This window comes from Streptomyces sp. NBC_01210 (assembly GCF_036010325.1).
Classification (GTDB): Bacteria; Actinomycetota; Actinomycetes; order Streptomycetales; family Streptomycetaceae; genus Streptomyces.
Map to the genome: position 1 here is coordinate 1830462 of NZ_CP108549.1, position 26587 is coordinate 1857048.

The following is a 26587-nucleotide window of genomic DNA, read 5'->3' on the forward strand; positions in this document are numbered from 1 at the left end:
CCTATCGAGCGGAAGTTCACCCGGCCGTGCCAGGGGGCTGCGGCGAGGTGCCCCGTAAGCCGTAAGGTTGGGGCGTAGACAAGGAACTTCGGAAGGAGGCACTGGGTGATCGAGCTCGAGGGGGTACCCGAGCTGATCGACCCGGTCATGGTGGCCGCGTTCGAGGGCTGGAACGACGCCGGCGACGCCGCCTCCACCGCGGTCGCACACCTGGACCGGGAATGGAAGGGCGAGGTCTTCGCGGCGCTCGACGCCGAGGACTACTACGACTTCCAGGTCAACCGGCCGACGGTGTGGCTGGACGGCGGGGTACGGAAGATCACCTGGCCCACAACCCGGCTCTCCGTGGTCCGCATCGGCGGCGAGAAACCGCGCGACCTGGTGCTGGTCCGTGGCATCGAGCCATCCATGCGCTGGCGCTCGTTCTGCAACGAGATCCTGGGCTTCGCCCATGAGCTGGGCGTCGAGATGGTGGTGATTCTGGGCGCGCTGCTCGGCGACACCCCGCACACCCGGCCGGTACCGGTCAGCGGGATCACCTCGGACCCGGATCTGGCCAGAACCATGGATCTGGAGGAGACCAGGTACGAGGGGCCGACCGGCATCGTCGGCATTCTCCAGGAGGCGTGCACGCATGCGGGGGTGCCGGCGGTGAGTCTGTGGGCCGCGGTGCCGCACTATGTGTCGCAGCCGCCCAACCCCAAGGCGACGCTGGCGCTGCTGAACCGTCTTGAGGACCTCATCGGCCTCCGTATCCCGCTGGGCGAACTGCCCGAGGACGCACGGGCCTGGCAGCTGGGCGTGGATCAACTGGCCGCCGAGGACAGCGAAGTTGCGGAGTACGTCCAGACACTGGAGGAGGCACGGGACACGGCGGAGCTTCCCGAGGCTACGGGCGAGGCCATCGCCCGCGAGTTCGAGCGGTATCTGCGGCGGCGCGACGGGGGTCCCGGGCATGCGACCGACGGGGGCGAGGCCAGTTCGTATCTGCGCGACACCTCCAGCGGGCGCACCCGGCCGCCGATGCCACCGCGTGCGGAGGCGGAGACCGAAGCCGGGACCGGGACCGGGAGCGAACCTGGAACCGGATCGGGCACCGAGGCCGAAGCGGAAACCGAGCCGGAATCCGGTGGCGAGGAAGATTCCTCGGAGGACTGAAACCTCTGACTGAAGAGTGGGGCGGCGCCGGTGGGCGCCGCCCCACTCCTTACGTCTACGTCGTGTTCTTTACGTCGTGCTCATAGGACTTGAGGTACTCGGACCTGGTCCACCGCGACCGCGTCGTACGTCGTGTCGGGTGTCGGCTCCACATCGAAGCGGGCGTTGGGCAGATAGATCCGCTCGCCCCAGGCCGCCGCCGTCGTGGGAATTCTGAAGCGCTCCGGATCGGTGATGCGCGCGACAGCCGTGCCGCGGGTGCCCGAGTCATTGAGTCGCAGCACATCGATGGCGTTCTGCGCCTGCTGTACGACATAAAGGGTGCGGCCGAGCAGCAACAGGCCGTCGCCATTGGGGAGTCGGGTGGCTCCGATGTCGACTCGCCGCGCGATGCCGGTACGCGGATCGACCCGCATCAGACCGCCGCCGCCGACCACGGTGTTGACCAACAGCAGGGCGCGCCCGTCCGGTGTGCGCTCGATGCCATTGGCCGTGAAAGAGGGCCCCTGTTCCCAGTCGCCGCCCAGCGGGACGGTCGCCACCCTGTCGCCCGGCTCGTCGTGCCGGCCGAGCGGGAGGCGGTAGATCTGCGGTTTGAACGAGTCCGTGAACCAGGCGACGCCCGGCGTGAGGATCACATCGTTGACCATGGTGCCGTCGGAGCCGACGGTGAAGGTCTTCAGCAGCTTCCCCGAGCGGACCTCGATGACCCGGATCTCGCGGCTCACACCGCCACAGACGAACAGCAGCCGCTCGCTCCGGTCAATTTTGAGTCCGATCGAGGGGTGGTCCACTCCGAGACCGTGGCTGATGACGCTTCCCCGGCCGGTGGCCAGGCTCGCTCGGTAGATATCGCCGGTGGCTATCGACCCGAAGTAGGCATACGGACTCTGTCCGATGGCGATCCCTTCGGGCTGGAAGCCGTTCGGCAACGGGAAACGGGTGGGCAGGCGTGTACCGGTTAATTCGGCCGCCCGGGCAACGCCTTCCCCTGGGGCAAGGAGTGCCGCGCCGGCCATGGCCGCGGCTGCTCCGAGCACTCCTCGACGTGCGAAGGAACGGTGCATCGAGTCGTCCTTCCGACAAGTGTTCTACAGACCCATTCACCTCAGCACACGGCAGGCTTCTCCGCAGTGTTTGGCCGAATTGTGGCGTGACATCTTCTTCCAGCCGAATTGCCCGGGGTTCCCATTCAACTTGATTTAAAACGTATTTCGCGTAAGGAGGGTGGACGGGCTGCGGCGGAGGGAGCAGGGTGGCCACCACGCAGACCGAGCACGGACAACGCACAGTCCACGAACGACAAGGAGCACGGCACCCGAAGGGAGCGGTCATAGCGATGACCGATCAGGCACTCCCAGGTCAGGGCCCCGGAACTGCGGGCCCTGGACCCGACGGAGCTGGATTCACCTATCAAGGAGCCGAGCCGGAGCTGATCGTCGTCGCACGGGCCGAGGCCCGGCTGCGCGCCGACACCCAAGGCGTACGGTCGGCCTCCGGGGCGGACATCTCCGCACTGAACATGTTCCTGAGCGACGAACAGCTCGCGCTGGAACCGGTGTTCGGCAGTGAGGAGCGGACCCGGTCCGCTCTGCCTCCGCAGCCGGCGGGACCGGCAGGCGGCGGCCGGGGCACGCTGCCGGACCTCTCGCTCTTCTACCGTGTACGGGGCGGTGGGGACCGGTCCGAGGAGCTCACCGCCCGGCTGGCCGCCCTCCCCGAGATCGAGACGGCGTACCTCAAGCCAGGCGCCGTACCCGCTCGGACGGCACCCCACGGCGGCACGGCGAAAGCCCGGCCCGAAGAGGCCAAGCGGCTCAAGGAGGGCGCACCCGCGACACCCGACTTCACCGGCCGCCAGGGCTACTTGGCGCCCGCGCCCGAGGGCGTGGACGCGTACTGGGCCTGGCAGCGGCCGGGCGGCTCCGGACAGAACGTCACCGTCGTCGATGTCGAAGGAGCCTGGCAGCTGAGCCATGAGGACCTGGCGGAGAAGCTCGCCGGCATCGTCGTCGGCAATCCGGTCCAGGACATCGCATGGCGCAACCACGGCACGGCGGTCCTCGGCATCATCGGCGGCGACCGCGACGAGAAGGGGATCACCGGTATCGCTCCCGAGGCACTGACCGCGGCGGCGTCGTTCCAGGGCATCGGCTCCGCCGCGGCCATCCATGCCGCGGCCGAGCGTCTCACCCACGGCGACCTCCTCCTGATCGAACTCCACCGGCCGGGACCGCGGTTCGACCACGAGGTCCGCGACGACCAGCGCGGCTACATCGCGCTGGAGTGGTGGCCGGACGACTTCGCCGCGATCCGCTGGGCGACGTCGAAGGGCGTCCTGGTCGTGGAGGCGGCCGGCAACGGCGGCGAGAGCCTGGACGACGCGGTGTACGAGCGCAGGCCGGACGCGTTCCCCGAGTGGTGGCGCAACCCCTTCAACCCGTCGAACCAGCCCTCCGGTGCGGTCCTCGTCGGCGCGGGCGCTCCCCCGCCCGGGACGCACGGCCGCGACCACGGTCCCGACCGCTCGCGGCTGGCGTTCTCCAACTACGGCGCGCGGCTGGACGCCCAGGGCTGGGGCCGCGAGGTCACCACGACCGGCGGCTTCTGGGACCGGGCGGGTGACCTGCAGGGCGGCGCGGAGGAGATCGCCTGGTACACGGACACCTTCTCCGGCACCTCCTCGGCCTCGCCGGTGGTGGTCGGCGCCCTGGCAGCCCTGCAGGGCATCCTCAAGGCCGCGCACCTCGCGCCGATGGGCCCCGAACAGGCCCGTGAGGTGCTGCGCAGGACCGGTTCGCCGCAGCAGGACGCTCCGGGGCGCCCGGCCTCGCAGCGGATCGGCAACCGCCCCGACATCAAGGCTGCGGTCACCGAGCTGGTGCCGTCGTCGGTCGGCTCGGGACAGGCAGAGCGGTACTGGGACGAACTGATGCCGTACCCGCGTGAACTTCCGCCGCGCCTGAGGCTGTTCGCGGCCGGCGCGTGGCGCAACCTCAACCACCCCGCCCCTGAAGTCCGCCAGGCGGTACATGCCGCCTTCGCGGGGGGCCGGCCGGACGTACGCGTCTGGTACTCGGACGACGAGGTCGTGGGCCTGGTCGTCGCCGGATGAATCGAAAGGGAAGGTGAACATCGCATGAGCACCACCCCGCAGATGAACCCCAGCTCCATGAGTCAGCAGTACGGCCAGCAGCAGTACGCGCAGCAGCAGCACGGGCAGCAGCAGCCGTTCGGCCGGCTGCAGGGCGCAAGCACCTCTCCGCCCCCGCAGGGTCAGCAGATGAGCCAGCAGCCGCTCCAGCAGCTGCAGCAGCTCGGCCAGCAGCAGCCCTACCAGCAGCTGCTCCAGCAGCTCGGCCAGCAGAGCCAGCAGCAGAGCCAGCAGCAGGGCCAGGGCCAGCCGCTGATCCTGCCGAGCGCGATCGACAGCCAGGCCATCACCAGTGGTGTGGCCGAGCACTTCTGGGACGTCGTGACGCCCCTGCCCGGCCAGCCGGTCATCCTCTACCTGTTCATCCAGGGCGCCTGGCGTCAGCTGGTGAACCCGAACCAGATCACGCATGACGAGGTCCAGGAGGCGTTCGCCTTCGGGCAGCAGGTCATCGGGTTCTGGGACACCAACAACGCCGGTGTGCTCGCGGCGATCGTGGTGAACAAGTAGCACGTCGGCTCAGAGGGCGCCGGGTGGGCAGCGGCCCGCCCGGCGCCCTTACCTGTGCCTCAGGCTTCAGGCTTCAGGCTTCATACGCAGTTGAAGCGCGCGGCGCCCCAGTCCCCGTGATCGCCCGTCTTCGACCCGTTGGTGTCGGTGACCTTCAGCCGCACATGGCGTGCGCCGTCCAGAGCGACATCGACGGGCACGGTCGCCGAGGCCCCGGTCACCTTGGGCGAGGTCCACAGCACCTTTCCGTCCGCCTCGACCGAGAAGGCCACCTCCCCATAGCCGTTGATCTCGTCGTCGATTCCGACATCCGCGGTCAGCGCCGTGCAGCGGCCGCCGAGATAGACCTCGATATCGGAGTCGGCGTGGGTGCCGATCCCCTTTTCGTACGGCTTGCCGGCCAGCGTGAGCGGGTGTCCGTCGGCCGCTCCCGACTCGCCGTTGCTGCGGTCACGTTCCGCCGGCCCGTAGCCGTTCGCCGATGTCAGCCACACCAGGTCACTGGCCCAGGCGTCGCCGGCCGGCGGTGGCGGCATCACCCCGACCGCGAACCGCTGTCCTGCGGTACGGTCCACGCCCGCCGACCGGTGACGTGCCGTCGCGGTCAGCGTCGCCTCGCCCGGCTTGGCGTCCGCGGCCGGGACGACGGCCACCTCGACGCGCTTCGTCGTCCCGGCCGGGATCCGGTCCACAACCTGCGCCGGGGTGATCTGCCAGCCCGCCGGCGCCTCCAGCGAGACCTGGACGCCGGTCGCGTCCCGGCCGCCCGCCGTGACATCGACGGCGACCGTGCCCGGCGAACCGGCGCCGAGCTCCTGAGCTGCCGGGACGGAGACAGTCGCGGCCGCGCCCGGAGTCGTACCGCCGACCGCGCTGGTGTCCTCGAGCTTCAGCTCGAAGCCACGGTCGGTGCGCAGCGACGGCGTCTTGACGTGCACCACACCGCCGCGATCGTCCTGGTCGTACCACCAGCCCTGCGCGGCCTTCGCGTAGGCCGCCTTCGAGGTCTGCCGCGGCAGCCTGCGCCCGTTGAGCCCGACCGTGCTCGGCGCGTCCCCGGTGTGCACGCTGAAGGTGTACGGACGCGTGGACTGCCTGCCCGTGAACTCGCCCTTGCTCGCGCCGATCCGGACGGTCACATCGCCCGCTCCGCGCCGTGGCGCCTGGACGTCGGCGCGCTGGGTGGCGTACTTGCCGCTGCGGTGCTGCCGCGTGACGCCGTCGTCCTCGTACAGCGTGAAGGAGGACGTGCCCTGCGGATAGATGTCCCAGGCGAGCGGGGAGGCCGCGGTGCGGTCGGCGTACGAGCGGATGCCCGGCCACATCGGGACGGTGGCCCCCGCCTTCACGAACAGCGGCAGCGTGTCGAGCGGCGCGCTGTAGTCGTCGACGGTGACCGGTCCTTCGTAGGTCCGCCCGCTCCAGTAGTCGATCCAGGTCCCCTTCGGCAGGTAGATCCCGTCGCGCTCGACGGCGTCCTGGTAGACGGGCGCGACAAGGAAGTCCGCACCGCTGAGGAACTCGTACTTGGCCGCGTCCGTCGCCGCTTCGAGGTCGTTCGGATACTCCAGCACGAGCGGCCTGGCTAGCCCGACGCCCGTCTTCGTCGCCTCATGTGCGTGGGAGTAGATGTACGGCAGCAGCGACTCATGCAGCTTGAGGTAGCTGCGGTTGACCGAGGTGTACGGCTCTCCGTACCGGAAGGGCTGCTTGTCGTTCGCCGCCCAGCCGTCCATGGTCATCGTCACCGGCAGGAACATCTTCCACTGCAGATCACGGGCGTACGTCTTGGGGCTGCCGCCGAAGATTCCGTCCACGTCGCCGGTGGTGTAGGCGAGTCCGGACATGCTCGCGCCCGCGTAGGTCGGGATCTGCCAGCGGATGTACTCCCAGCTCCCGGACTGGTCGCCGGACCACTGGACTCCGCAGCGCTGCGCGCCCGACCAGCTCTCCGGCGCCCAGGTGAAGCCGCGGGCGTCGCTGTTCTCCTCGATGCCCCGGTGGGCGTCCTTGCAGCCGTCCAGCGCGAACTTGTATCCGTCGCCGACCCAGGCGACGTCCAGTTTCGCGACGCGCTGGCCGGCCTTGACCTGGTCGCCGAGCTTGCCGATGCCGTCCTCGGTCCACAGGCCCATCTGCATCCTGCGGTCCTGGAGCCCCTTGGCGGTCTCGGCGAGGTTCTCGTATCCGCACCCATAGCCGTCGTTGATGAGCATCCACCCGTTGGGCATGTCGTTCTGGACATACCCGTCGGCGACCTTGAGGGAGTCGAGGGTGTGCCGCTCGCCGCGGTTGGCGTTGTGCAGATAGCAGTCGGCGTCGCCGATCTCGAGGCCGTAGACGGGTGGCAGGAAGGGTTTGCCGGTCAGCCGGGTGTACTGGCCGATGACGTCCTTGGTGCTCGGGCCCGCGAAGTAGTAGGCGTCGAAGCGCTGTTCCTTGGCGGTGGTGGTGACCGGCTCGCCGAAGACGTACGTGTTGGGGGCGTACGTATTGCGATAGACGCCGTATCCAGCGGAAGAGAGGTAGAACGGGACGGAGTTGGGGTGTCCGCCGTCGTTCCAGTTGTAGTCGACGCCGACCTCGACGGTCTTGCCACGGTGCGAGGTGTTGCCGCGGCCGTTCTGCATTCCGGCGCCGTAGTACTGCTCGTCGGCGCCGCGGGCGAGGGTCTGTGTGGTCCTGTCCCGGTTCCAGGTCAGGCCCTTGGTCTCGGCCCAGAGCGGGGTGCCGTCGGCGCGGTGGAGGGCGAAGCGCAGGGGCGTCTTGTAGGCGCGCAGGGTGACCCTGGAGGTGCTCAGCTCGTAGCGGTCGCCCTTGTCGCGCCAGTGGGTGGCGGGCGGCGCGCTCTGCGGCAGAACGATGTCCGTGCCTGTCGGGTCGGTGAAGGCGCCGTCCGGGGCGAGTTCGATACGGAAGGTCTCGGCGGAGACGAAGCTGACGCGGGCGGCGGCGTCGCCGGCGGTGAACCGGTATACGGCTCCGTCGTGAGCGAAGCCGGTGATGTCACCGACCGTCGTGTCGGCCGGTTCGGCGTGCGCGCCCGTGACCGATGGCACAAAGGCGGCGAACAGACCGAGCAGAGCGGCAACGACCGCTGATCTGAACCGTGTTGGAGATCTCATGGCGTGTGTGTAGCGCGTCGGCACATACACGACCATGGACTTGTGTCCGGCCGCTCCTGGACTTATCGCACGCCCAGGAGCGGCCGGAGGGGCTTACAGGGCTACGCCGAGGAGGGCGTCGACAGCGCGGGAGACGAGACCGGGCGCGCCCTCGTCCGTACCGCCTTCGGACTGCTGGAGCGCGGCCCAGCGGTCGACGGCGACGAGCGCGGCGGGGGCGTCGAGGTCGTTCGCGAGGGCGTCGCGGATCTCCTCGACGAGGGCGTCGGCGGACGGCCCGTCGGGACGCGAGACGGCAGCGCGCCAGCGGCCGAGCCGCGCCACCGCCTCGTCGAGTACGGCGTCGGTCCACTCCCAGTCGGTCCGGTAGTGGTGCGAGAGGAGCGCCAGCCGGATCGCCGCCGGGTCCACGCCGTCGCGCCTCAGCTTGGAGACGAAGACGAGGTTGCCCTTGGACTTGGACATCTTCTCGCCGTCGAGTGCGACCATGCCCGCGTGGACGTACGCCTTCGCGAAGGGGTACTCACCGGTGAGCGACTGCGCGTGCGAGGCACCCATCTCGTGGTGCGGGAAGGCGAGATCGGAGCCGCCGCCCTGCACATCGAAGCCCATGCCGAGGTGGTCCAGGGCGATGGCCACGCACTCGATGTGCCAGCCGGGCCGGCCACGGCCGAGGGTGGCACCGTCCCAGCTTGGCTCGCCCTCACGGGCGGCCATCCAGAGCATCGGGTCGAGCGGGTTCTTCTTGCCGGGCCGGTCGGGGTCGCCGCCGCGCTCGGCGGAGAGCAGCCGCATGGCGTCGGCGTCGAGGCGGGACACCTCCCCGAAGTGCGGGTCGGCCTCCACGGAGAAGTACACGTCGCCTTCGAGCTCGTAGGCGGCACCGGCGTCCCGGAGCCGCTCGACGAGGGGCACGATGCCCGGTATCGCCTCGACGGCGCCGATGTAGTGCTGCGGCGGAAGCATCCGGAGAGCGGTCATGTCCTCGCGGAAGAGCGCGGTCTCCCGCTCGGCGAGCTCGGTCCAATCGTGCCCGTCGCGGATCGCCCGCTCGAGGAGTGGGTCGTCGACGTCGGTCACGTTCTGGACGTAGTGAACCTGCCGCTTGGTGTCGAGCCACACGCGCTGAACGAGGTCGAACGCGTTGTAGGTCGCCGCGTGACCCAAGTGGGTCGCGTCGTACGGTGTGATGCCGCAGACGTAGATACGGGCGACGGGACCGGGGTCGAGGGTCACTGGACCATTGGTCGCGGTGGAGTGGATCCGTAGGTCGCGGCCCTTGCCAGGCAGGGCGGGGACCTCAGAAGCGGGCCAGGCATGCATGTCATGAGCCTAACCGGACGGGTGTTCCGCATACGAGTGCGGGTGGCCGCGCTCGGGATCGGCGCCCGGGTGCCCGGTCTTGTCCTGTGGTCCTCTGCCCCTGCGGCGCCACGCTCCGGGGGTGTGGGGACCGTCACCCCCACGTCTCCCCCGGGGTCCGGGGCCTGCCCCCGGTTTCGGGAAGGGGCGGGTCAGGGGAACACCCCCCACCTCACACCGGTGGCCACGGAATCGCCGGCCACTCCCCCGACGGCCCCGGATGCCGCCCCGACTCCTTCAGCTCCGTCACCCTGCCCCGCAGCGCCTCCACCTCCGCCGCCGTCAGCAGTTCCGCCAGACGGGTGGCGAGCGGTTCGCCCTCGGCCAGGGCCGCCGCCAGCCCCGCCAGCGCCTGCGTCGCCTCCGACGGAAGCCGCTCCCCCGCCCACCCCCACAGCAGCGTCCGCAGCTTGTCCTCCACGTTGAACGTGACCCCGTGGTCGATCGCGTACAGCCCGCCGTCAGCCGTCGGCAGCAGATGCCCGCCCTTGCGGTCACCGTTGTTGATCACCGCGTCCAGCACCGCCAGCCGCCGCAGCCGCACATCGTCCGCGTGGACCAGCAGGGCCGTGCGGCCCTCGCCCACCTCCGCGAAGCCCACCGCCTTCCAGCCCTCGCCCGGCTCCTCGTCCTCGACCAGGGCCAGCAGGGAGGACGCCGAGGGGTCCGCCTCGATCCAGAGCTGGACCATGCCCTCGCCGTACGGGCCCTCCCGCAGGACCGTCGTCGGCACCAGGCCCCACCCGGTTGCCTCGGAGAGCTCGTACGCCGCCACCTCGCGCTGCGCCAGCGTCCCGTCCGGGAAGTCCCACAGCGGCCGCTCCCCGGCGACCGGCTTGTAGACGCAGTGCGCCTCTTCGCCCTCGTACGAGACGGAGCAGTACAGCACCGCGTTGGACGCCTCACGGATCCGTCCGCGGACGGTGAGCTCGCCCTTGGTCAGCAGGGTGCGCAGGTCCCCCGAGCTCACGCGCCCCGGCGGTATCCGTTCTGGCGCGGGCATACGTGTCCTTCCGGATCGAGCGGCAGGCTGCACAGCGGGCACGGCGGCCGGCCGGCGTTCACCACGTCCAGCGCGCGTTTGGCGAAGGCCCTGGCCTGCGCTCCGGTCAGCCGGACACGAAGCATCGGCGGACCGTTCTCCTCGTCCTGCAGCAGCCGCTCCTCGGCCTCCGCGAGGTCCTCCTCGGAGTCCGCGTCCAGCTCCACCAGCGCCTGCGCCTCGACGATCATGCGCTGTTCCTCGCCGTCCCAGGCCAGCGCCATCGTGCCGACCCGGAACTCCTCCTCCACAGGCGCGTCGAGCGGCGCGGTGTCCGCGACGTCGGCGGGCGCGACGGCCGGCACCGGCGCATTGCCCCCGGTCCGGCGCACGACCTCGTCCAGCAGCTCGTCGATCCGCTCGGCGAGTGCGGCCACCTGGGTCTTCTCCAGGGCGACGCTGGTGGTGCGCCCCACTGAGGAAGCCTGCAGGAAGAACGTACGGCGTCCAGGCAGCCCGACCGTACCGGCCACGAAGCGGTCCGGCGGGTCGTAGAGGAACACCTGACGGGACACGTTCTGTCTCCCTTGGGATCGGTCGGTATCGACGACTGTCGTACGACTTCGGACGGCTATCGAGCGGGCATACGGGTTTTCGGCCCGTCCACCCTACTGCGCGCGGCGATCACGGTGCGCCCGCGCCGCCTCCGACGACCGCGGCCCCGCCACCGCCGTTCTCGCGCGGCGCCAGCGAGCCGAAGTCCCCGGTGTCACCGAGGCGCAGAAGAAACGGGCGAGTGCGGGTGTAACGGATCGCCGTCACGGAACACGGCTCCACATGGATCCGCTGGAAAAGATCGAGATGCATACCAAGGGCATCGGCCACCAGGGACTTGATGAGGTCTCCGTGCGAGCACATCACATAGGCAGCGTCCTCGCCGTGCGCGGCGTCGACACGCGCGTTCCAGTCGCGTACGGCGTCGACGGCACGCGCCTGCATGTCCCGCATCGACTCGCCGCCCGGGAACGCCGCCGCGGACGGATGCTGCTGCACGACCTCCATCAGCGGCTCGTCGGCGAGCTCCGCGAGCTTGCGCCCGGACCAGTCGCCGTAGTGGCACTCGCCGATCCGTTCGTCGGTGTGCAGCTCAAGACCTGGCCGGGCGTCCAGCAGCGGTCGCAGCGTCTGCAGGCAGCGCTCCAGCGGGCTGGAGACGGCCGCGGCGAGCGGCACGGCGGCGAGTCGCTCCGGCAGCGCGGCTGCCTGCGCCGCACCGCGCTCGTCGAGGGAGACGCCCGGCGTCCAGCCTGCGAGCACCCCCGCGGTGTTGGCGGTGGAGCGTCCGTGGCGTACGAGGATCAGCGTGGCCATGCCCGTCAGCCTAGGCGGCCCGGCGCCCGGGGGTGCGTCCGGGCCGCAGGCAGGGAAGAATGCACGCCGTGATCGTGGACTGTGCCATCTACCGCGACGGGCGCCGAACGAAGGGCCCGCCCGACCTTTCCGATGCTCTGGCCGAGGCACGGGCCACCGGCGACGCCTTTCTGTGGATCGGGCTCTACGAACCGACCGAGAAGGAGTTCGCCCACGTCTCGGCGGAGTTCGGGCTGCATCCGCTGGCGGTGGAGGACGCGCTCAACGCTCATCAGCGCCCCAAGCTCGAGGTGTACGACGATTCGCTGTTCATGGTTCTCAAGCCGGTGGTGTACGAGCCGAAGAGCGACGCCGTCTCCACCGACGAGCTGATGGTCTTCATCGGCGACTCGTTCGTGGTGACGGTGCGGCACGGTGAGAGCTCGCCGTTGCACGCCGTACGGCAGCGTCTGGAGGCCGATCCCGAGGTTCTCAAGCACGGCCCGACGGCGGTGCTGTACGCGATCAGTGACGCGGTCGTCGACCATTACATCGATGTCGTCGGTGAGCTCCAGGTGGACCTGGAGGAGTTGGAGACCGAAGTCTTCGCACCCGTCGGCGGCGCCACGCGCAACAGCGCGGTACGGATCTACACCTTCAAGCGGCAGGTGCTGGAGTTCCGCCGCGCCGCCGCGCCGCTGGTGGCTCCGATATCCCGTCTTGCGAGCGCGGGCGTGCCGTTCGTCCATCAGCACTCACAGCCCTTCTTCCGGGACGTCAGCGACCATCTGACCCGAGTGAACGAGCAGGTGGATGGGTTGGACCGGCTGCTGTCGGACGTCCTGTCCGCCCATCTCGCGCAGATGGGCGTGCGGCAGAACGACGATATGCGCAAGATCTCGGCGTGGGCGGCCATGGTCGCAGTTCCCACGATGGTCGCGGGCATCTACGGCATGAATTTCGAGCACATGCCGGAGCTGCGGTTGGTGTGGGCGTATCCGGCGGTGCTGCTGTTCATGGCCGGGGCGGTGTACGGGCTGTTCAAGCTGTTCAAGCGTCGCGGCTGGCTGTAATGCTCTGCGGCTGGGGCGCTAGAAGGCGGGCGCAGCGGTGGGCGGTCCGTCGAGTGCGCCGCGACGCTGCGGCATCTTCAGGCTGACCATCCGGTGCCAGCCGCCGAGCCTCTCGTACGCGTACATGGCGTGGATGCCCGCGGCCAGCGCGGCCGACTTGGCATGGGGCCAGTGCAGCAGACGTCCCATATGGCCCATCACGGCAAGACTGACATCGCGGTAGACCTTGATCTCGGCGAGGGCGCTCTCGCGCAGCACCCCCTGGATCGTACGGCCGTGTCCCTCGGCGGCGAGGCGGAGCAACTCCTCGTGGCAGTACGCCAGATGGTTGTCCTCGTCGTCGCAGATCATTCTGATCGCCCTGCCGAGTTCGGGGTGATCGCCGAAGTACCTCACCAGCATGACCATCTGGTCGGCGGCCCGCTGTTCGGTGACCCTGCTGTGCGAGAGATAGACGACGATGTCCTGTTCGCTCAGCGGCTCTTCGCGGCGCAGCTTCGCGTGGGTGAGGCCGACGCCCCGCTTCTCGAGCAGCATCGTGTAGTCGGTCTCGGGCGGGACGTCGACCGGAGCGAGCTCCCGCTTCCTGAGCAGGGCATGGAACAGCCTGCCGTGCTTGTCCTCGTCGGCGCCGTGCCGGGTGATCTTGGGCGCGAGGCCCCGCATGCTCGCGGGCACCAGGGCGGCGATACGGCCGTTCTCCCAGCCGCCCTGTGCCTCACCGCTGGCGGCGATCGAGCAGAAGAGCTGGAAGGCATCATCGTCGTCGATGATTTCCTGGAAGAGACTTCGCGCCGAGAGCATCACTTCCACCTCCGTGAGAGCGTCCGCAAAGAACAAGTCAAATGCGGCGCGGGAGGCGAGGCAACAGGTGAGCGGCACAACTGCGCCGAACGGTGGACGACAGGGAACCGCACGGCAGTAACCAGGACCGGCTTTCGCACGTTGTGCTGCGTGACGGCCGTGGCGGGGAGACCCCCCGAGCCCCCACCACGGCCGCAGACCTCTCCACTTACGTACGAGCGTCGCTCACCCGATTTGCCTGCGCACATTCCTCACGCGAGGCCGGCGCGCTCCAGGGCCTCGGTGCCCGCCCGCAGTGCCGTGATCCGCTCGTCGAGCGTGAAGCCGGCCGGAGCGAGGGTCAGCGTGGTGACACCGGCATCGGCGTACGCCTGCATCCGCTCGGCGATCCGGTCCACGGAGCCCAGCAGCGTCGTCTGGTCGATCAGCTGGTGGGGGACGGCCGCGGCCGCGCCCTGCTTGTCGCCAGCCAGGTACTTGTCCTGGATCTCGGCGGCTTCCTTCTCGTAACCCATACGCTGCGCAAGCTGGTTGTAGAAGTTCTGCTTGCGGCTGCCCATGCCGCCGACGTACAGCGCGGTGTACGGACGGAACATGTCGGCCAGTCCGGCGACGTCGTCGCCGATCGCGAGCGGCAGCGTCGGACAGACGTCAAAGCCTTCCATGGTCTTTCCGGCCTTCTCGCGGCCCGCGCGCAGGTACTTGAGCGCGGTGTCCTCGAGGTGGTCGGCGGACGGGAAGATCAGCAGGGCGCCGTCGGCGATCTCGCCGGTCTGCTCAAGGTTCTTGGGGCCGATCGCGGCGATGTAGAGCGGGATGTGCTCGCGCTCCGGGTGGACGGTGAGCTTGATCGGCTTGCCCGGACCGCCCGGCAGCGGGAGCGTCCAGTGCTCTCCCTCGTACGAGAGGCGCTCGCGGGACATCGCCTTGCGGACGATCTCGACGTACTCGCGGGTGCGGGAGAGCGGCTTGTCGAACTTGATGCCGTACCAGCCCTCGGAGACCTGCGGGCCGGAGACGCCGAGGCCGAGCCGGAAGCGGCCGCCGGAGAGCGAGTCGAGCGTGGCGGCCGTCATCGCGGTCATGGCCGGCTGGCGGGCCGGGATCTGCATGATCGCGGAGCCGACGTCGATGCGCTCGGTCTGGGCGGCGACCCAGGCGAGCACGGTAGGGGCGTCGGAGCCGTACGCCTCGGCTGCCCAGCAGACGTCGTAGCCGAGCTGGTCGGCCTCCTTGGCGACGGCGAGATTGTCTCCGTCCATCCCCGCGCCCCAGTAGCCGAGGTTGATGCCGAGCCGCATAACCGCTCCCTCTTACTGATCAGTAACGTCCCTGTTCCGGGGGACTCTAGCGCGGGTTCACAGGATCCGTCAGGGGGAGGTTGTCCACAGGCTCTCTCCGGGTGGGCGCCTGGCCAGTAATCTCAGCGCCCATGGAGCAGAGGCATCTCGGCCGTACCGGCCTGCGCGTGTCCCGGATCGGGCTCGGCACCCTTACCTGGGGTCGCGACACCGATGAGCACGACGCTGCCGACCAGCTGAAAGTGTTCTGGGAGGCGGGCGGGACCCTGGTCGACACCGCGGATGTGTACGGCGGTGGAGATTCGGAGTATCTGCTCGGGCAGCTCGTCGAGCGGCTCGTACCTCGGCGGGAACTGGTCATCGCGACGAAGGCGGGCAGCGTGCCCGATCCGGACCGGCGCTTCGACGGCTCGCGGGGGCATCTGCTGTCGGCGCTGGACGCCTCACTGGAGCGGCTGGGTACGGACTACGTCGACGTCTGGCAGGTCCACGCCTTCGACCCGGAGACCCCGCTGGAGGAGACACTCCAGGCGCTGGACATCGCGGTCGGCAGCGGGCGCGCGCGGTACGCGGGGGTGTCGAACTTCTGCGGCTGGCAGCTGGCGAAGGCGGCGACCTGGCAGCTGGCCTCGCCGGGAGTGCGGACACGGCTGGCCAGTACGCAGATGGAGTACTCGCTGCTGCAGCGCGGGGTGGAGCGGGAGGTGCTGCCGGCCGCTCTCGACCTTGGGGTCGGGCTGCTGCCGTCGTCGCCGCTGGGGCGCGGGGTGCTGACGGGTAAGTACCGGCATGCCACTCCGGTTGATTCGCGGGGTGCTTCGGAGCAGATGGCGCCGTTCGTGGAGCCGTATCTCGACGAGGCGGCGAGCCGGATCGTGGACGCGGTGGCGACGGCGGCTGACGGGCTCGCCGCGACGGCGCTGCAGGTGGCGCTGGCATGGGTGCGGGACCGGCCGGGTGTGGTGGCCCCGATCGTCGGCGCACGCAACGCACAGCAGCTCACGGCGGCATTGTCAGTGGAGGCCCTTAGTCTTCCTGACGAGATCTGCCAGGCGCTCGACGATGTGTCGGCGCCCGTGCACCGCTATCCCGACCAGGACTGGAGCACGCTGTGACTGTGCCTTCCCGGGGGACGCCCCCCGGACCCCCGGACGAGGGCCGCGACGCCGCGGACGAGACCGCGGACGAGGCCGCCGACCCGGCATCGGGCACCGCCGAGGCGGACGCACCCGAGGCGGACGCACCCGAGGGGGACAAGCCGGAAGCCGGCACATCGGAGGCCGAGAAGACAGCGGCCGAGAAGGCGACCGAGCTGTCCGAGGCCGAGGCGGAGCTGGTCGCGCAGCGGGAGTTGCGGGCCCGGATCGAGCAGCGGAAGGCCGAGAAGGCGGGGCCCATCGAGAGCGGCACCAAGCTGAGCGGCACGGCCGCCGATCTGCTCGCGGCGGTGCGGGCCGTGGAGAGCGGCGAGAAGGCCGACACCGCGTTCTTCGACTCCCCCGCGCCCGCCCCCAGACGTGCCGCACCGACCGCGGAGCCCGTACGACACCGGGTTCCGCAGCCGGTGCAGGCACCGCGGGCCACGGCGCCGGAGACCGTGACGACGGTGCAGACCGTGCTCGCCGAGGGCGGCGCACCCGAGGCGCTGGCGGCGCAGGTCGCGCGGGTGCTCGGCGAGCAGGCCGCGGATGTGCTGCGCGAGGATCCGTGGCGGCTGCTGTCCGTCCCCGGCGTCCGGCCGGAGCAGGCCGACGGCTTCGCCCGGGCGCTTCTCGGTGCTGAGTGCGGCCCTGGTGACGAGCGCCGGGCGGCGGCACTCGTCGCCTGGGAGCTGGAGCGCGCGGCGCTGCAGGGCCACACCGCGTTGGAGTCCTCGGCCGTACGCGCGGCGCTGGCAGAACGGTCGGTGCCCGATCCTGGCGAAGCGCTGCAGCAGGCAATCGCCGAAGGTGCCGTGCTGGTGTTCCAGGACGGTGTGGAGGAGACCGAGCAGGCCGCGGACGGGGAGGAGTCCGAGCAGCCGGCTGTGCCGGTGCTGCTGGGGCTCGACCGGTACGCACTCGCCGAGGAGAGTCTCGCGGACGGCCTGGCGCGGCTTGCCAAGGCCGGTGCGGACGCCAGGTGGGATGCCGCGGATCCCACCGAGCTGATCCCTGCGGTCGCCGCGAGCGGTCTGGTTTTGCACACGGGCGGGGAGGCGGCGCGGGCCGAGCCGGTCGCGGTGGCCGAGGCCGCCCGTGCGCTCGGACTGCGCGCGGTCGTCGCGGTCCACAGCGAGAACGGCAGCCGGCGGCTCGGCCCTGCGGCGGTCACTGTCTCCGGGCTGCTGTCCGGTGCGGAGGGTCCCGGCAGGGACGAGGACGGGGCATTCGCACTCGATCTCCTGGTCGTGCTGGACGCAGCGCAGTTGGACGTGGAGTCCGCGGCGATGCTGGTGGAGTCGATGCCGGACGGCAGCCGACTGGTGCTCAGCGGCGATCCCGGTGTGCTCTGCTCGGCGGGCGCGGGCCGGGTGTTCGCGGATGTGCTGGCGGCCAGGGTGTGCCCGCAGATCGCCTCGCGGACGCCGGACCCCGGACCGATCGGAGAGCTTGTCTCGGGCGTCGGCATCGGCGAGCTGAACCAGGTGGCGGCGCCCGGCAAAGAGGTCGTCATCGTCCCGGTGCGTGACGCGGGCGAGGCGGTCCACCGTACGGTGCAGCTCGTCGCGGACTCGGTGCCGCGGGCCATCGGAGTGCCGACCGAGCAGACCCAGGTGATCACGGTGGGACACGGCGGCTCCGCCGGGACCCGCGCGCTCAACGCCGCGCTCAAGGAGCGGCTGAACGCTGGTCCGGGCCGGTTCGGCGGCTTCGACCCGGGCGACCGGGTCGCCTACACACCCGCTCTCGGCCGGACACTCACCGGCACGGTCGTCTCGGCGGACGCTGCGGGCCTGCATCTCGACTGCGACGGCACGCCTGTCGTCGTACCGAAGGAGCGGGTCGAATCGGCGGTGCGCCACGGCTGGGCGCTGACGGCGCACCAGGCCGCGGGGATGCGCTGGCCCGCGGCTGTCGTGGTACTGCCGGGCGACGCGGCGCAAGGGCTGAGCCGACCGTGGGTGTATACCGCGTTCAGCCGCGCCGAGCGACATCTGTCCGTGGTGCACGGCGTGGATCAGGCGCTGCCGCGCGCGGTGGCGGAGGTGGCGTCCCAGCACCGCACGACGCGGCTGCGGACGCTGCTCGAGGAGCTGCTCGCGACGCCGACGCCGACGTCGTAGCTCGTGCGACAGCCCGGGCCCGCCTCCTGGACGGGGCGGGACCCGGGCTGCGGGTCGCACGAGGCAGTGTGGTCAGGACTCCACTTCGTCGAGGTCGTCCAGCTCCTCGGCCAGCTCGTCCTCGTCGAAGACCGAGCTGACGTCGAAGCGGCAGACGACCCGCTGCGGATCCGCCTGGTCGAAGGGGGTGCTCAGCCATTCGCCCGGTTCGGGAGCATCGTCCGAGGCCGACACCCACAGCGTGGAGTCGCCCTCCTCCAGACCGAACTCCTTGTGCCGGGAAGCGATTTCATCCGGTTCGTACTCACCGAAGAGCACGCCGAGTGCCGCATGCACGCTCGTGCCGACCACCGGGGCGTTCTCCGGCCCCCGGTCGTCATCGGGGTCCAGGTCGGCGAGGCGCTGCGCCTGTGAAAGCAGTCGCTGGGGCTCCACCACCGCATAGTCGCGGCGGATCAGCACGCTCAGCGCGCTCGGCTCCTCGGGACCCGCGTACGGCGGAAGTGAATCGTCCGCGCCCGGGATCTCGAACGGCGTCACCTCGTCATAACGGTCGTAGAGCCGCTCGTCGTACGCCTCCGCCGCCGCGGCAAGGACATTGAACGCGTCATAGACGGCCGGGTCGTCCTCGCCCGTGCGGTTTTCGACCGCCTCGAGGTGACGGTCCAGTGCGGCTTTGACCGCCTCGGCGGCGGCACGTACCTCGGCAGCGGTGGGCTGCGCAGCATCAGACATAGTGCAGACGCTATCCGTACCTGGGCTCTGCCCGCACAATAGATGCGATGCCGGAATACGAATTTGTCGACGTGTATGTACCGCGCGGGGTGTCCCGCAAGGAAGCGACCCGTCTACTGACCGACCATGCCGAGTACGGACACTGGGAGTTGGACCGACTGAGTCTGCACCGGGACGGCAGCCGTAGGGTGCGGCTGCGTCGGCGCATCATTCGTCAGGTGCGCGCCACCTGGTGAGCGAATAAGGCGGAGCGGGCCCCGCCTGCGCGGGGCCCGCTCCGTTTTCATGCCATTTATACCGATACGGCCGCTTGACTACGCCGAGGCGCGGGCCCGGCGGTACAGCACCGCTCCCGCCAGCAGCATGCCCGCGCCGGCCGGGGCCAGCGTGTCGAGCGAGTCGGCACCGGTGTGCGCGAGCTGGTCGGCGCCCTTGGGCGAGGTGACGGTCTGCGTGCCGGGGGTGTTCGGCTTGCTCGGGGTGACGGGCACTACCGGCGTGGTGGACTTGCCCGGCTGACTCGGGGTGTTCGGCTTGCTCGGGGTGTTCGGGAGACCCGGGGTGGTCGGGGTGTTCGGCAGACCCGGGGTGGTCGGGGTGTTCGGCAGACCCGGGGTGGTCGGGGTGTTCGGCAGACCCGGGGTGGTCGGGGTGTTCGGCAGACCCGGGGTGGTCGGGGTGTTCGGCAGACCCGGGGTGGTCGGGGTGTTCGGCAGACCCGGGGTGGTCGGGGTGTTCGGCAGACCCGGAATGCTCGGCTTGCCCGGGGTGCTCGGGCTCTCCGGCTTGCTCGGAGTGCTCGGCTTGCTCGGAGTGCTCGGGCTCTCCGGCTTACTCGGCTTGCTCGGCTGAGTGTGGTCGCACGGCTGACTCGGCTTGCTGGGCTTGCTCGGGGTGCTGGGCTTGCTCGGGGTGCTCGGCTTGCTCGGAGTGCTCGGCTTCGCGGGCGGGGTGGAGACGCTCGAGCCGTTGTCGCACTCGTTGCCCGTGGCGGTGTTGCCGAGGCCACCGATCGTGACGGCGTTCCCGCAGGCGTTCACGGGGACGTCGATCGGCACCTGGACGTGGTTGCCCGAGATAACGCCGGGATTGTCCTTGGGGTCCTCGCCTGCGTGGGACCCGCCGGACTTATTGCTGCACTCATTGCCGCTGGCGGGGTTGAGCAGCGCGAGCACATTCACGGTGTTCCCGCACACGTTGACGGGAACATGCACCGGAACCTGGACCGTGTTTCCGGACAGTACGCCCGGCGAATTCGCCGTGCCTCCGTTCGCACCGGCGTCCGCGTTCGCATAGCCACCGCCGAGCGCGAGTACGCCGCCCGCCGCTGCCATGGTGATCAGGCCCTTGCGCGTGATCTGTCGCATAGGTTGAATCCTGCCTTCTTGCTTCAGGAATACCCGCGGGCGTCGGTACCCGGGGGTGGAATGCTCGGACGGCCCCGGAGTGCGTGGCGCGCACTCCGGGGCCGCTCGAGTTCAAACCCAGACCCATACGGGTCGAGTCACAACGTCACTCGTTGACGCAGGTGTTGCCGAAGGTAGGGTTCAACAGCCCGACCACGGAGACCGTGTTGCCGCATGCGTTCACCGGCACGTGGATGGGCGCCTGGATGACGTTGCCGGAGACCACCCCGGGGGAGTTGACAGCAGCACCCTGGGCACCCGAAGAGGCCATGGCGACACCCGCACCAGCGAGCACCAGACCACCGGTGGCAGCCGCAGCAGCGACGACCTTCTTGATCATTGTTCCTCCTTGTTGGCAATGCGGCCCCAGCCGCGGACCGCATCACCTGTAACGAGGAGGAGGGAACGGGGCTACGAGCCGACGGCCCCATTCACTCTTTTTGGTCAAGTGCGCACGCACTGGCGATTATTAGAGTTCCGTTTCAGCAGATCTGACCCCGAAACGGTTCAGCACTGGTCCAGGAATCGGTCAAGCACCCGTACGCCGAACTTCAGGCCGTCCACCGGAACCCGCTCGTCCACCCCGTGGAACATGCCCGCGAAGTCCAGCTCCGGCGGCAGCTTGAGCGGCGCGAAGCCGAAGCAGCGGATGCCGAGGTCGTCGAAGGACTTGGCGTCGGTTCCGCCGGAGAGCATGTACGGCACGGCCCGGGCGATCGGGTCCTCGGCCTTGAGCGCGATCTGCATGGCGTCGACGAGATCCCCGTCGAAGCTGGTCTCGAGCGCCTTGTCCCCGTGCACGTCCTCCCGCTTGACCCGCGGGCCCAGCAGCCGGTCGAGGTCGGCCAGGAACTCCTCCTCGTACCCCGGCAGAAAGCGCCCGTCGACATGTGCGGTCGCCTGCCCGGGGATCACGTTCACCTTGTAGCCGGCGCCGAGCATGGTGGGGGCGGCGGAGTTGCGCAGCGTGGCGCCGATCATCTTGGCGATGCCGCCGAGCTTGGCGAGCGTCGCCTCCATGTCCTCCGGGTCGAGGGGTGTGCCGAGCGCGTCGGAGAGCTCGTCGAGGAAGGACCGTACGGTCTTGGTCATCCTTACCGGCCACTTGTGCCGACCGAGCCGGCCGACCGCCTCGCAGAGCTCGGTGATGGCGTTGTCGTTGTTGGTCATCGACCCGTGCCCGGCGGTGCCTTCCACAGTGAGCCGCATCCAGTGCATGCCCTTCTGCGCCGTCTCGACGAGGTAGAGCCGCAGATTCTCGTTGACCGTGAAGGAGAAGCCGCCGACCTCGCCGATCGCCTCCGTAACGCCCTCGAAGAGATCCGGGTGCTTGTCGACCAGATGCCGCGCCCCGTACGTGCCGCCGGCCTCCTCGTCGGCGAGGAAGGCCAGCACGATGTCGCGCGGGGGCTTGCGGCCGCTGCGCAGCCGGTCCCGTACGACCGCCAGGGTCATGGCGTCCATGTCCTTCATGTCGACCGCGCCCCGGCCCCACACACAGCCGTCCGCGATCTCGCCGGAGAAGGGGTGGTGCGTCCAGTCGTCGGCGTTGGCCGGTACGACGTCGGTGTGGCCGTGGATGAGCAGCGCGGGCCTCGACGGGTCCTCACCCTCGATACGGGCCACTGTGGAGGCGCGGCCCTGGTGGGACTCGAAGATCTGCGGCTCGAGCCCGACCTCGGCGAGCTTCTCCGCGACATACTCCGCGGCGGCCCGCTCCCCCGGACCCGAGTGGTCGCCGTAGTTGCTCGTGTCGATCCGGATCAGCTCACGGCAGAGGTCGACGACCTCGTCCTCACCCGAAAGGGGCTTGGTCTTGTCGGCCCTGTTCGACTCGCTCACGCTGATTCCTCCCACTGTCGCTGCTGGTGGTTCCCCCTCATCCTCCCGCGCCCCGCCCCGTACCCCAAGGGCGACTGTCCGCCGTCATACGGCCGTCACACCGGATCCGGGCGTGATCGAGCACAGTCGAATGTTTGCTATGGTTTTCCACGTCGGAACGGCCCAGCGCCGCGAGACAGACACCTGGTCCGGGTGGCGGAATGGCAGACGCGCTAGCTTGAGGTGCTAGTGCCCTTTATCGGGCGTGGGGGTTCAAGTCCCCCCTCGGACACAATCAAGATCCCCACGGATTCCCGTGGGGATCTTTTGTACCCCCGGGTGGCGTGCGTCTTGCGTACGCGCGCGGCCGGGGCGCAGCCGAAGCGGGCGTTGTGCGGGGTGGATCGGCAGCGGCCTCGGCTCCGGCCCCCGTTCCACCGGCATCCGATACCGGCATCCGATGTAGTGGGCATACAGTCACGTCGGTGAGACGCAGACACAGAGCCCCGGCCGCGCCGCTCCCCCAGCGCGCCGGGATCGACCCGGTGCGGCTGCGGCTGCCCGCCGATCCGGACGGCGCCTGGGCGACGGTGCGCGACCATCTCGCCGGGCGGTACGCCGACGCCATCGGCGCCGAAACCGTCGACGCGATGTTCCGCGAGGGCCGCATCGTCGGTACGGACGGTCCTGTCGCCGCCGACGAGCCCTACACCGCCGGCCGGTATCTCTGGTTCCACCGGGACTTCGCCCCCGAGGAGCCCGTCCCCTTCGAGGTCGGGATCGTCCACCGCGACGAGCGTCTCGTGATCGCCGACAAGCCCCACTTCCTCGCCACCACGCCGCGCGGCCGGCACATCACCGAGACGGCGCTCGCCCGGCTGCGCCGCGATCTGGAACTGCCCGAGCTGCAGCCCGCGCACCGTCTCGACCGGCTGACCGCGGGGCTTGCGCTCTTCGTCGTACGGCCCGGGGACCGGGGCGCGTACCAGACGCTGTTCCGGGACCGGGAGGTCCGCAAGGAGTACGAGGCGGTGGCACCGTACAACCCGGCGGTGGCGCTGCCCCGCACGGTACGCAGCAGGATCGTGAAGGAGCGCGGGGTGATGGCCGCGCGCGAGGAGCCGGGCGAGCCGAACAGCGAGAGCCGGATCGAACTGCTCGAGCACCGCGCCGGGCTCGGCCGGTACCGGCTGCTCCCGGCCACCGGCCGCACGCATCAGCTGCGGGTCCATATGAACAGCCTGGGGCTGCCGCTCCTGAACGACCCGGTCTATCCGGTCGTCCAGGAGGCGGGGCCCGACGACTACTCCCGTCCCCTTCAACTCCTGGCGAAAGTGCTGGAGTTCACCGACCCGGTGACGGGAGAGCCGTACCGCTTCGAGAGCAGGCAACGACTGACTCAGTGGCCCCTCTGAATCCACTCCACGAGCTGAGGTGACTCGTCTCCGACAGTGGTCGCTTCGCCATGGCCGGTGCGCACAACGGTCTGCGGCGGCAGTGTGAACAGCCGGTCCCGGATCGAGTCGATGATCGTCGGGAAATGCGAGAAGGACCGGCCGGTGGCGCCGGGGCCGCCCTGGAAGAGCGTGTCGCCGGTGAAGACCGTGGACAGCTCGGGCGCGTAGAGGCATACGGCACCGGGAGCATGGCCGGGTGTGTGCAATACGCGCAGCCGCGTCCCGGCCACTTCCAGCACCTGGCCGTCGACGAGTTCGCCGTCGGGGGCGCGGTCCGGGTGCGTCTGCTTCCACAGCGGCAGGTCGTCGGCGTGGAGCAGGATCGGCGCGCCGGTGGCGGCGGCGAGGGCGGGAGCGGCGTCGATGTGGTCGTTGTGCGCGTGGGTGCAGACGATGGCGCGCAGCGTACGGCCGCCGAGCGTATCGAGGATGGCCGCGGCGTCATGGGCGGCGTCGATGACGATCGCCTCCTGGTCGTCGCCGACAATCCAGACGTTGTTGTCGACGTCCCAGGTGCCGCCGTCGAGCGAGAAGGTGCCGGAGGTGACCAGATGGTCGATCCTGCAGTTCCGGGGGTTCATCAGAACTGCACCACCGAACGCAGTACGTCACCCTCGTGCATCCGGGCGAAGGCCTTCTCGATGTCGCCGAGTCCGATGGTCTCGGTCACGAACGCGCCGAGGTCGATACGGCCCTGCTGATGGAGGTCGATGAGCATCGGGAAGTCACGGGACGGCAGACAGTCGCCGTACCAGGAGGACTTGAGCGCGCCGCCGCGGCCGAAGACGTCGAGGAGCGGCAGCTCCAGTTTCATCTCGGGCGTCGGCACGCCGACGAGAACGACCGTGCCGGCCAGGTCACGGGCGTAGAAGGCCTGTTCGTACGTCTCCGGTCGGCCGACCGCCTCGATGACGACGTCGGCGCCGAAGCCTCCGGTGAGCTCGCGGATCGCCTCGACGGCGTCGCCGGAACGGGAGTTGACGGTGTGGGTTGCGCCCATCTTCTTCGCCGTCTCGAGCTTGCGGTCGTCGATGTCGACGGCGATGATGCGGGCCGCGCCCGCCAGGCGTGCCCCGACGACGGCCGCGTCGCCCACGCCGCCGCAGCCGATGACCGCGACGGAGTCACCGCGGCCGACCTGGCCGGTGTTGATGGCGGCACCGATGCCGGCCATCACCCCGCAGCCCAGCAGACCCGCGACAGCCGGCGAGACCGCCGGGTCGACCTTCGTGCACTGGCCGGCGGCGACCAGGGTCTTCTCGGCGAAGGCGCCGATGCCGAGCGCCGGGGAGAGCTCGGTGCCATCGGTCAGCGTCATCTTCTGCTCGGCGTTGTGCGTGGCGAAGCAGTACCAGGGGCGGCCGCGCAGACAGGCGCGACAATGTCCGCACACGGCACGCCAGTTGAGGACGACGAAGTCGCCGGGAGCGACGTCCGTGACGCCCGCGCCGACCGACTCCACCACTCCCGCGGCCTCATGCCCGAGCAGGAAGGGGAAGTCGTCGTTGATCGCGCCCTGCTTGTAGTGCAGATCGGTGTGGCAGACGCCGCACGCCTGCACCTTCACCACGGCCTCTCCGGGTCCGGGGTCGGGGACGATGATCGTCTCGACCCGTACCGGCTCGTTCTTCCCTGGCGCGACCACGCCCTGCACCTGCTGCGACATAGAGAACCTGCCCTTCTTCGCACGTGAAGTCGACCACCACTATGGACTGTCACGGCGCGGGCCACGGTCCGCACCACGGCTGACGGTACGAGAACGGCCCCCACGATCCTTCAGTTCTAGCGGTCGTTGCAACACCCCAGTTCAAGGGGTGCGATGGACTTCGAGATTCGCAAGAACAGGAAGTCGCAGGGGCGCAAGCCGTTGCTCCGTGAGCGGGCCGCATACTTCCAGCTCATGGAGCAGGGCTACAGCACCCGGGAAGCGGCCCGGATCGTCGGCATCGACCGCCGTACGGGCAAGAAGTGGCGTAACGGTCACCAAAGGGGCCGCAAGGCGGTCCCTCCGATCTACCAGGAACCCGGGCAGACGCCCGGGCCGCCGGGGCCGGAGGGACCGCCTCCTGCTCCGTCGCGGTATCTCCAGGAGCACGACCGCATTCACATCGCCGACCGGCTGCGTGAGAAGGCGTCCGTCCGGCAGATCGCCGCCGAGCTGGGCCGCAGCCCGTCCACCATCAGCCGCGAGATACGCCGCAACCGGCGGACCATGCCCAAAGGGGGCTGGTACTACCGGCCGCACACCGCCCAGGCCCGGGCCGACGCCCGCCGGCCCCGCCCCAAGACCGGCAAGATCGGCCAGAACCCCGAACTGCGGGACTTCATCCAGGACCACCTCACGATGCGGTGGAGCCCTGAGCAGATCTGCCAGGCTCTGCGGGCACGCTTCCCTGACCGGCCGGAGATGCACGTGACCCACGAGACCGTCTACCAGGCCCTCTACGTCCAGGGCCGCGGCGAACTCCGCCGGGAACTGGCCCGCTCCCTGCGCACCGGCCGGGCCCGCCGGCGCCCGCAGCGCCAGGCCCACAAGCGCATCTCCCGCGCCATCAAGGACATGGTCCTGATCAGCGAACGCCCCGCCGAAGCCGCCGACCGGGCCGTCCCCGGCCACTGGGAGGGCGACCTCATCATCGGCAAGGACGGACGCTCGGCCATCGGCACCCTGGTCGAACGGTCCACCCGCTACGTGATGCTCGTGCACCTGCCGACCGGCCACAGCGCCATCGCCACCCGCAACGCGCTCGCCACTACCGTCCAGACCCTCCCGCCGCATCTGTGGCGGTCCCTGACCTGGGACCAGGGCTCAGAGATGGCAGCCCACCGCGCCTTCACCGTCGCCACCGACATCCCGGTCTACTTCTGCGACCCAGCCAGCCCCTGGCAGCGCGGGTCGAACGAGAACACGAACGGCCTGCTGCGGCAGTACTTCCCCAAGGGCACCGACCTGAGCGCCCATACCCCCGACCACCTGGAAACGGTGGCCGCCGAACTCAACAGCCGCCCACGCAAAACGCTCGGCTGGGAAACCCCAGCCGAGCGCCTCGCTAAGCTACTGGACCTAGCCAGCTGACCAGCAGT

23 protein-coding genes and 1 tRNA gene are annotated in these 26587 nt (G+C 69.9%); 10 read left to right on the forward strand and 14 right to left on the reverse strand.

What is annotated here, in order from left to right; translation table 11 throughout:
• Positions 1-105: 105 nt before the first annotated feature.
• Complete coding sequence (locus OG735_RS08210; protein WP_327322457.1) at positions 106-1158, forward strand: PAC2 family protein; 1053 nt, start codon at positions 106-108, stop codon at positions 1156-1158.
• 80 nt (positions 1159-1238) lie between these two features.
• Here the strand turns inward: OG735_RS08210 and OG735_RS08215 are convergent, their stop codons facing one another.
• Entirely contained in the window at positions 1239-2225 is a 987-nt protein-coding gene (locus tag OG735_RS08215) for a superoxide dismutase (protein WP_327322458.1), read from the reverse strand.
• A gap of 272 nt (positions 2226-2497) precedes the next feature.
• On the opposite strand from OG735_RS08215, the gene OG735_RS08220 reads away from it, so the two are divergent.
• Together OG735_RS08220 and OG735_RS08225 are read left to right on the forward strand one after the other, a co-directional pair.
• The gene (locus tag OG735_RS08220; RefSeq protein ID WP_327322459.1) at positions 2498-4273 is read left to right on the forward strand and encodes a S8 family peptidase; all 1776 of its coding nucleotides are present in this window, start codon (positions 2498-2500) and stop codon (positions 4271-4273) included.
• Positions 4274-4297: 24 nt separating this feature from the next.
• Positions 4298-4822, forward strand: coding sequence for a hypothetical protein (locus OG735_RS08225; RefSeq protein ID WP_327322460.1), 525 nt, complete (start codon positions 4298-4300; stop codon positions 4820-4822).
• 80 nt (positions 4823-4902) lie between these two features.
• Here the strand turns inward: OG735_RS08225 and OG735_RS08230 are convergent, their stop codons facing one another.
• The 5 genes from OG735_RS08230 to OG735_RS08250 form a co-directional block, all read right to left on the reverse strand.
• Positions 4903-7947, reverse strand: coding sequence for an NPCBM/NEW2 domain-containing protein (locus tag OG735_RS08230; RefSeq protein WP_327322461.1), 3045 nt, complete (start codon positions 7945-7947; stop codon positions 4903-4905).
• Between the two features lie 93 nt (positions 7948-8040).
• The gene (mshC, locus tag OG735_RS08235; protein ID WP_327322462.1) at positions 8041-9270 is read right to left on the reverse strand and encodes a cysteine--1-D-myo-inosityl 2-amino-2-deoxy-alpha-D-glucopyranoside ligase; all 1230 of its coding nucleotides are present in this window, start codon (positions 9268-9270) and stop codon (positions 8041-8043) included.
• A gap of 211 nt (positions 9271-9481) precedes the next feature.
• On the reverse strand, positions 9482-10312 hold the full coding sequence (locus tag OG735_RS08240; protein WP_327322463.1) for an SCO1664 family protein: 831 nt from the start codon (positions 10310-10312) through the stop codon (positions 9482-9484).
• Positions 10276-10866: a DUF3090 domain-containing protein gene (locus OG735_RS08245; protein WP_327322464.1), complete on the reverse strand. Its 591-nt coding sequence runs from the start codon at positions 10864-10866 to the stop codon at positions 10276-10278. Before OG735_RS08245 ends, OG735_RS08240 begins: the two co-directional genes overlap by 37 nt.
• Before the next feature lie 109 nt (positions 10867-10975).
• A complete protein-coding gene (locus OG735_RS08250; protein WP_327322465.1) occupies positions 10976-11662 on the reverse strand; it encodes a histidine phosphatase family protein in 687 nt (228 codons plus the stop codon).
• A 59-nt stretch (positions 11663-11721) separates the two neighbouring features.
• On the opposite strand from OG735_RS08250, the gene corA reads away from it, so the two are divergent.
• A complete protein-coding gene (gene corA, locus OG735_RS08255; protein ID WP_327322466.1) occupies positions 11722-12714 on the forward strand; it encodes a magnesium/cobalt transporter CorA in 993 nt (330 codons plus the stop codon).
• Between the two features lie 18 nt (positions 12715-12732).
• Here corA and OG735_RS08260 read toward each other — a convergent pair whose 3' ends face one another.
• Complete coding sequence (locus tag OG735_RS08260; RefSeq protein ID WP_327322467.1) at positions 12733-13518, reverse strand: ferritin-like domain-containing protein; 786 nt, start codon at positions 13516-13518, stop codon at positions 12733-12735.
• A 251-nt stretch (positions 13519-13769) separates the two neighbouring features.
• Positions 13770-14819, reverse strand: a complete 1050-nt coding sequence (locus OG735_RS08265) for an LLM class F420-dependent oxidoreductase (protein ID WP_327322468.1) — start codon at positions 14817-14819, stop codon at positions 13770-13772.
• A 131-nt stretch (positions 14820-14950) separates the two neighbouring features.
• Here OG735_RS08265 and OG735_RS08270 point away from each other — a divergent pair, with 131 nt between their 5' ends.
• Together OG735_RS08270 and OG735_RS08275 are read left to right on the forward strand one after the other, a co-directional pair.
• The gene (locus tag OG735_RS08270; RefSeq protein WP_327322469.1) at positions 14951-15934 is read left to right on the forward strand and encodes an aldo/keto reductase; all 984 of its coding nucleotides are present in this window, start codon (positions 14951-14953) and stop codon (positions 15932-15934) included.
• Complete coding sequence (locus OG735_RS08275) at positions 15865-18084, forward strand: helix-hairpin-helix domain-containing protein (RefSeq protein ID WP_442812591.1); 2220 nt, start codon at positions 15865-15867, stop codon at positions 18082-18084. The genes OG735_RS08270 and OG735_RS08275 overlap by 70 nt, the downstream gene beginning before the upstream one ends.
• 72 nt (positions 18085-18156) lie before the next feature.
• On the opposite strand, the gene OG735_RS08280 is transcribed toward OG735_RS08275, so the two are convergent.
• The gene (locus tag OG735_RS08280) at positions 18157-18819 is read right to left on the reverse strand and encodes a hypothetical protein (RefSeq protein WP_327322470.1); all 663 of its coding nucleotides are present in this window, start codon (positions 18817-18819) and stop codon (positions 18157-18159) included.
• 47 nt (positions 18820-18866) lie between these two features.
• On the opposite strand from OG735_RS08280, the gene OG735_RS08285 reads away from it, so the two are divergent.
• A complete protein-coding gene (locus OG735_RS08285; protein WP_005319466.1) occupies positions 18867-19055 on the forward strand; it encodes a DUF5703 family protein in 189 nt (62 codons plus the stop codon).
• Between the two features lie 78 nt (positions 19056-19133).
• Here the strand turns inward: OG735_RS08285 and OG735_RS08290 are convergent, their stop codons facing one another.
• The 3 genes from OG735_RS08290 to OG735_RS08300 all read right to left on the reverse strand — a co-directional run bounded on the left by OG735_RS08290 (position 19134) and on the right by OG735_RS08300 (position 22067).
• Complete coding sequence (locus tag OG735_RS08290; RefSeq protein WP_327322471.1) at positions 19134-20186, reverse strand: chaplin; 1053 nt, start codon at positions 20184-20186, stop codon at positions 19134-19136.
• A 145-nt stretch (positions 20187-20331) separates the two neighbouring features.
• Positions 20332-20565 (reverse strand): chaplin, encoded by a 234-nt coding sequence (locus OG735_RS08295; RefSeq protein ID WP_327322472.1) that lies wholly within the window; start codon positions 20563-20565, stop codon positions 20332-20334.
• Between the two features lie 167 nt (positions 20566-20732).
• Complete coding sequence (locus tag OG735_RS08300) at positions 20733-22067, reverse strand: M20/M25/M40 family metallo-hydrolase (protein WP_327322473.1); 1335 nt, start codon at positions 22065-22067, stop codon at positions 20733-20735.
• A gap of 186 nt (positions 22068-22253) precedes the next feature.
• Here OG735_RS08300 and OG735_RS08305 point away from each other — a divergent pair.
• Together OG735_RS08305 and OG735_RS08310 are read left to right on the forward strand one after the other, a co-directional pair.
• Positions 22254-22338, forward strand: a tRNA-Leu gene (locus OG735_RS08305).
• A 193-nt stretch (positions 22339-22531) separates the two neighbouring features.
• Positions 22532-23461, forward strand: a complete 930-nt coding sequence (locus tag OG735_RS08310; RefSeq protein ID WP_327322474.1) for an RluA family pseudouridine synthase — start codon at positions 22532-22534, stop codon at positions 23459-23461.
• On the opposite strand, the gene OG735_RS08315 is transcribed toward OG735_RS08310, so the two are convergent.
• Positions 23446-24084 carry an MBL fold metallo-hydrolase gene (locus OG735_RS08315; RefSeq protein ID WP_327322475.1) on the reverse strand — a complete coding sequence of 213 codons (639 nt, stop codon included), beginning with the start codon at positions 24082-24084 and terminating at the stop codon, positions 23446-23448. The genes OG735_RS08310 and OG735_RS08315 overlap by 16 nt on opposite strands.
• Entirely contained in the window at positions 24084-25169 is a 1086-nt protein-coding gene (locus OG735_RS08320) for an S-(hydroxymethyl)mycothiol dehydrogenase (protein WP_327322476.1), read from the reverse strand. Before OG735_RS08320 ends, OG735_RS08315 begins: the two co-directional genes overlap by 1 nt.
• Before the next feature lie 153 nt (positions 25170-25322).
• Between OG735_RS08320 and OG735_RS08325 the strand changes: the two genes are divergently transcribed.
• Positions 25323-26579, forward strand: coding sequence for an IS30 family transposase (locus OG735_RS08325; RefSeq protein WP_327322156.1), 1257 nt, complete (start codon positions 25323-25325; stop codon positions 26577-26579).
• Positions 26580-26587: the final 8 nt, after the last annotated feature.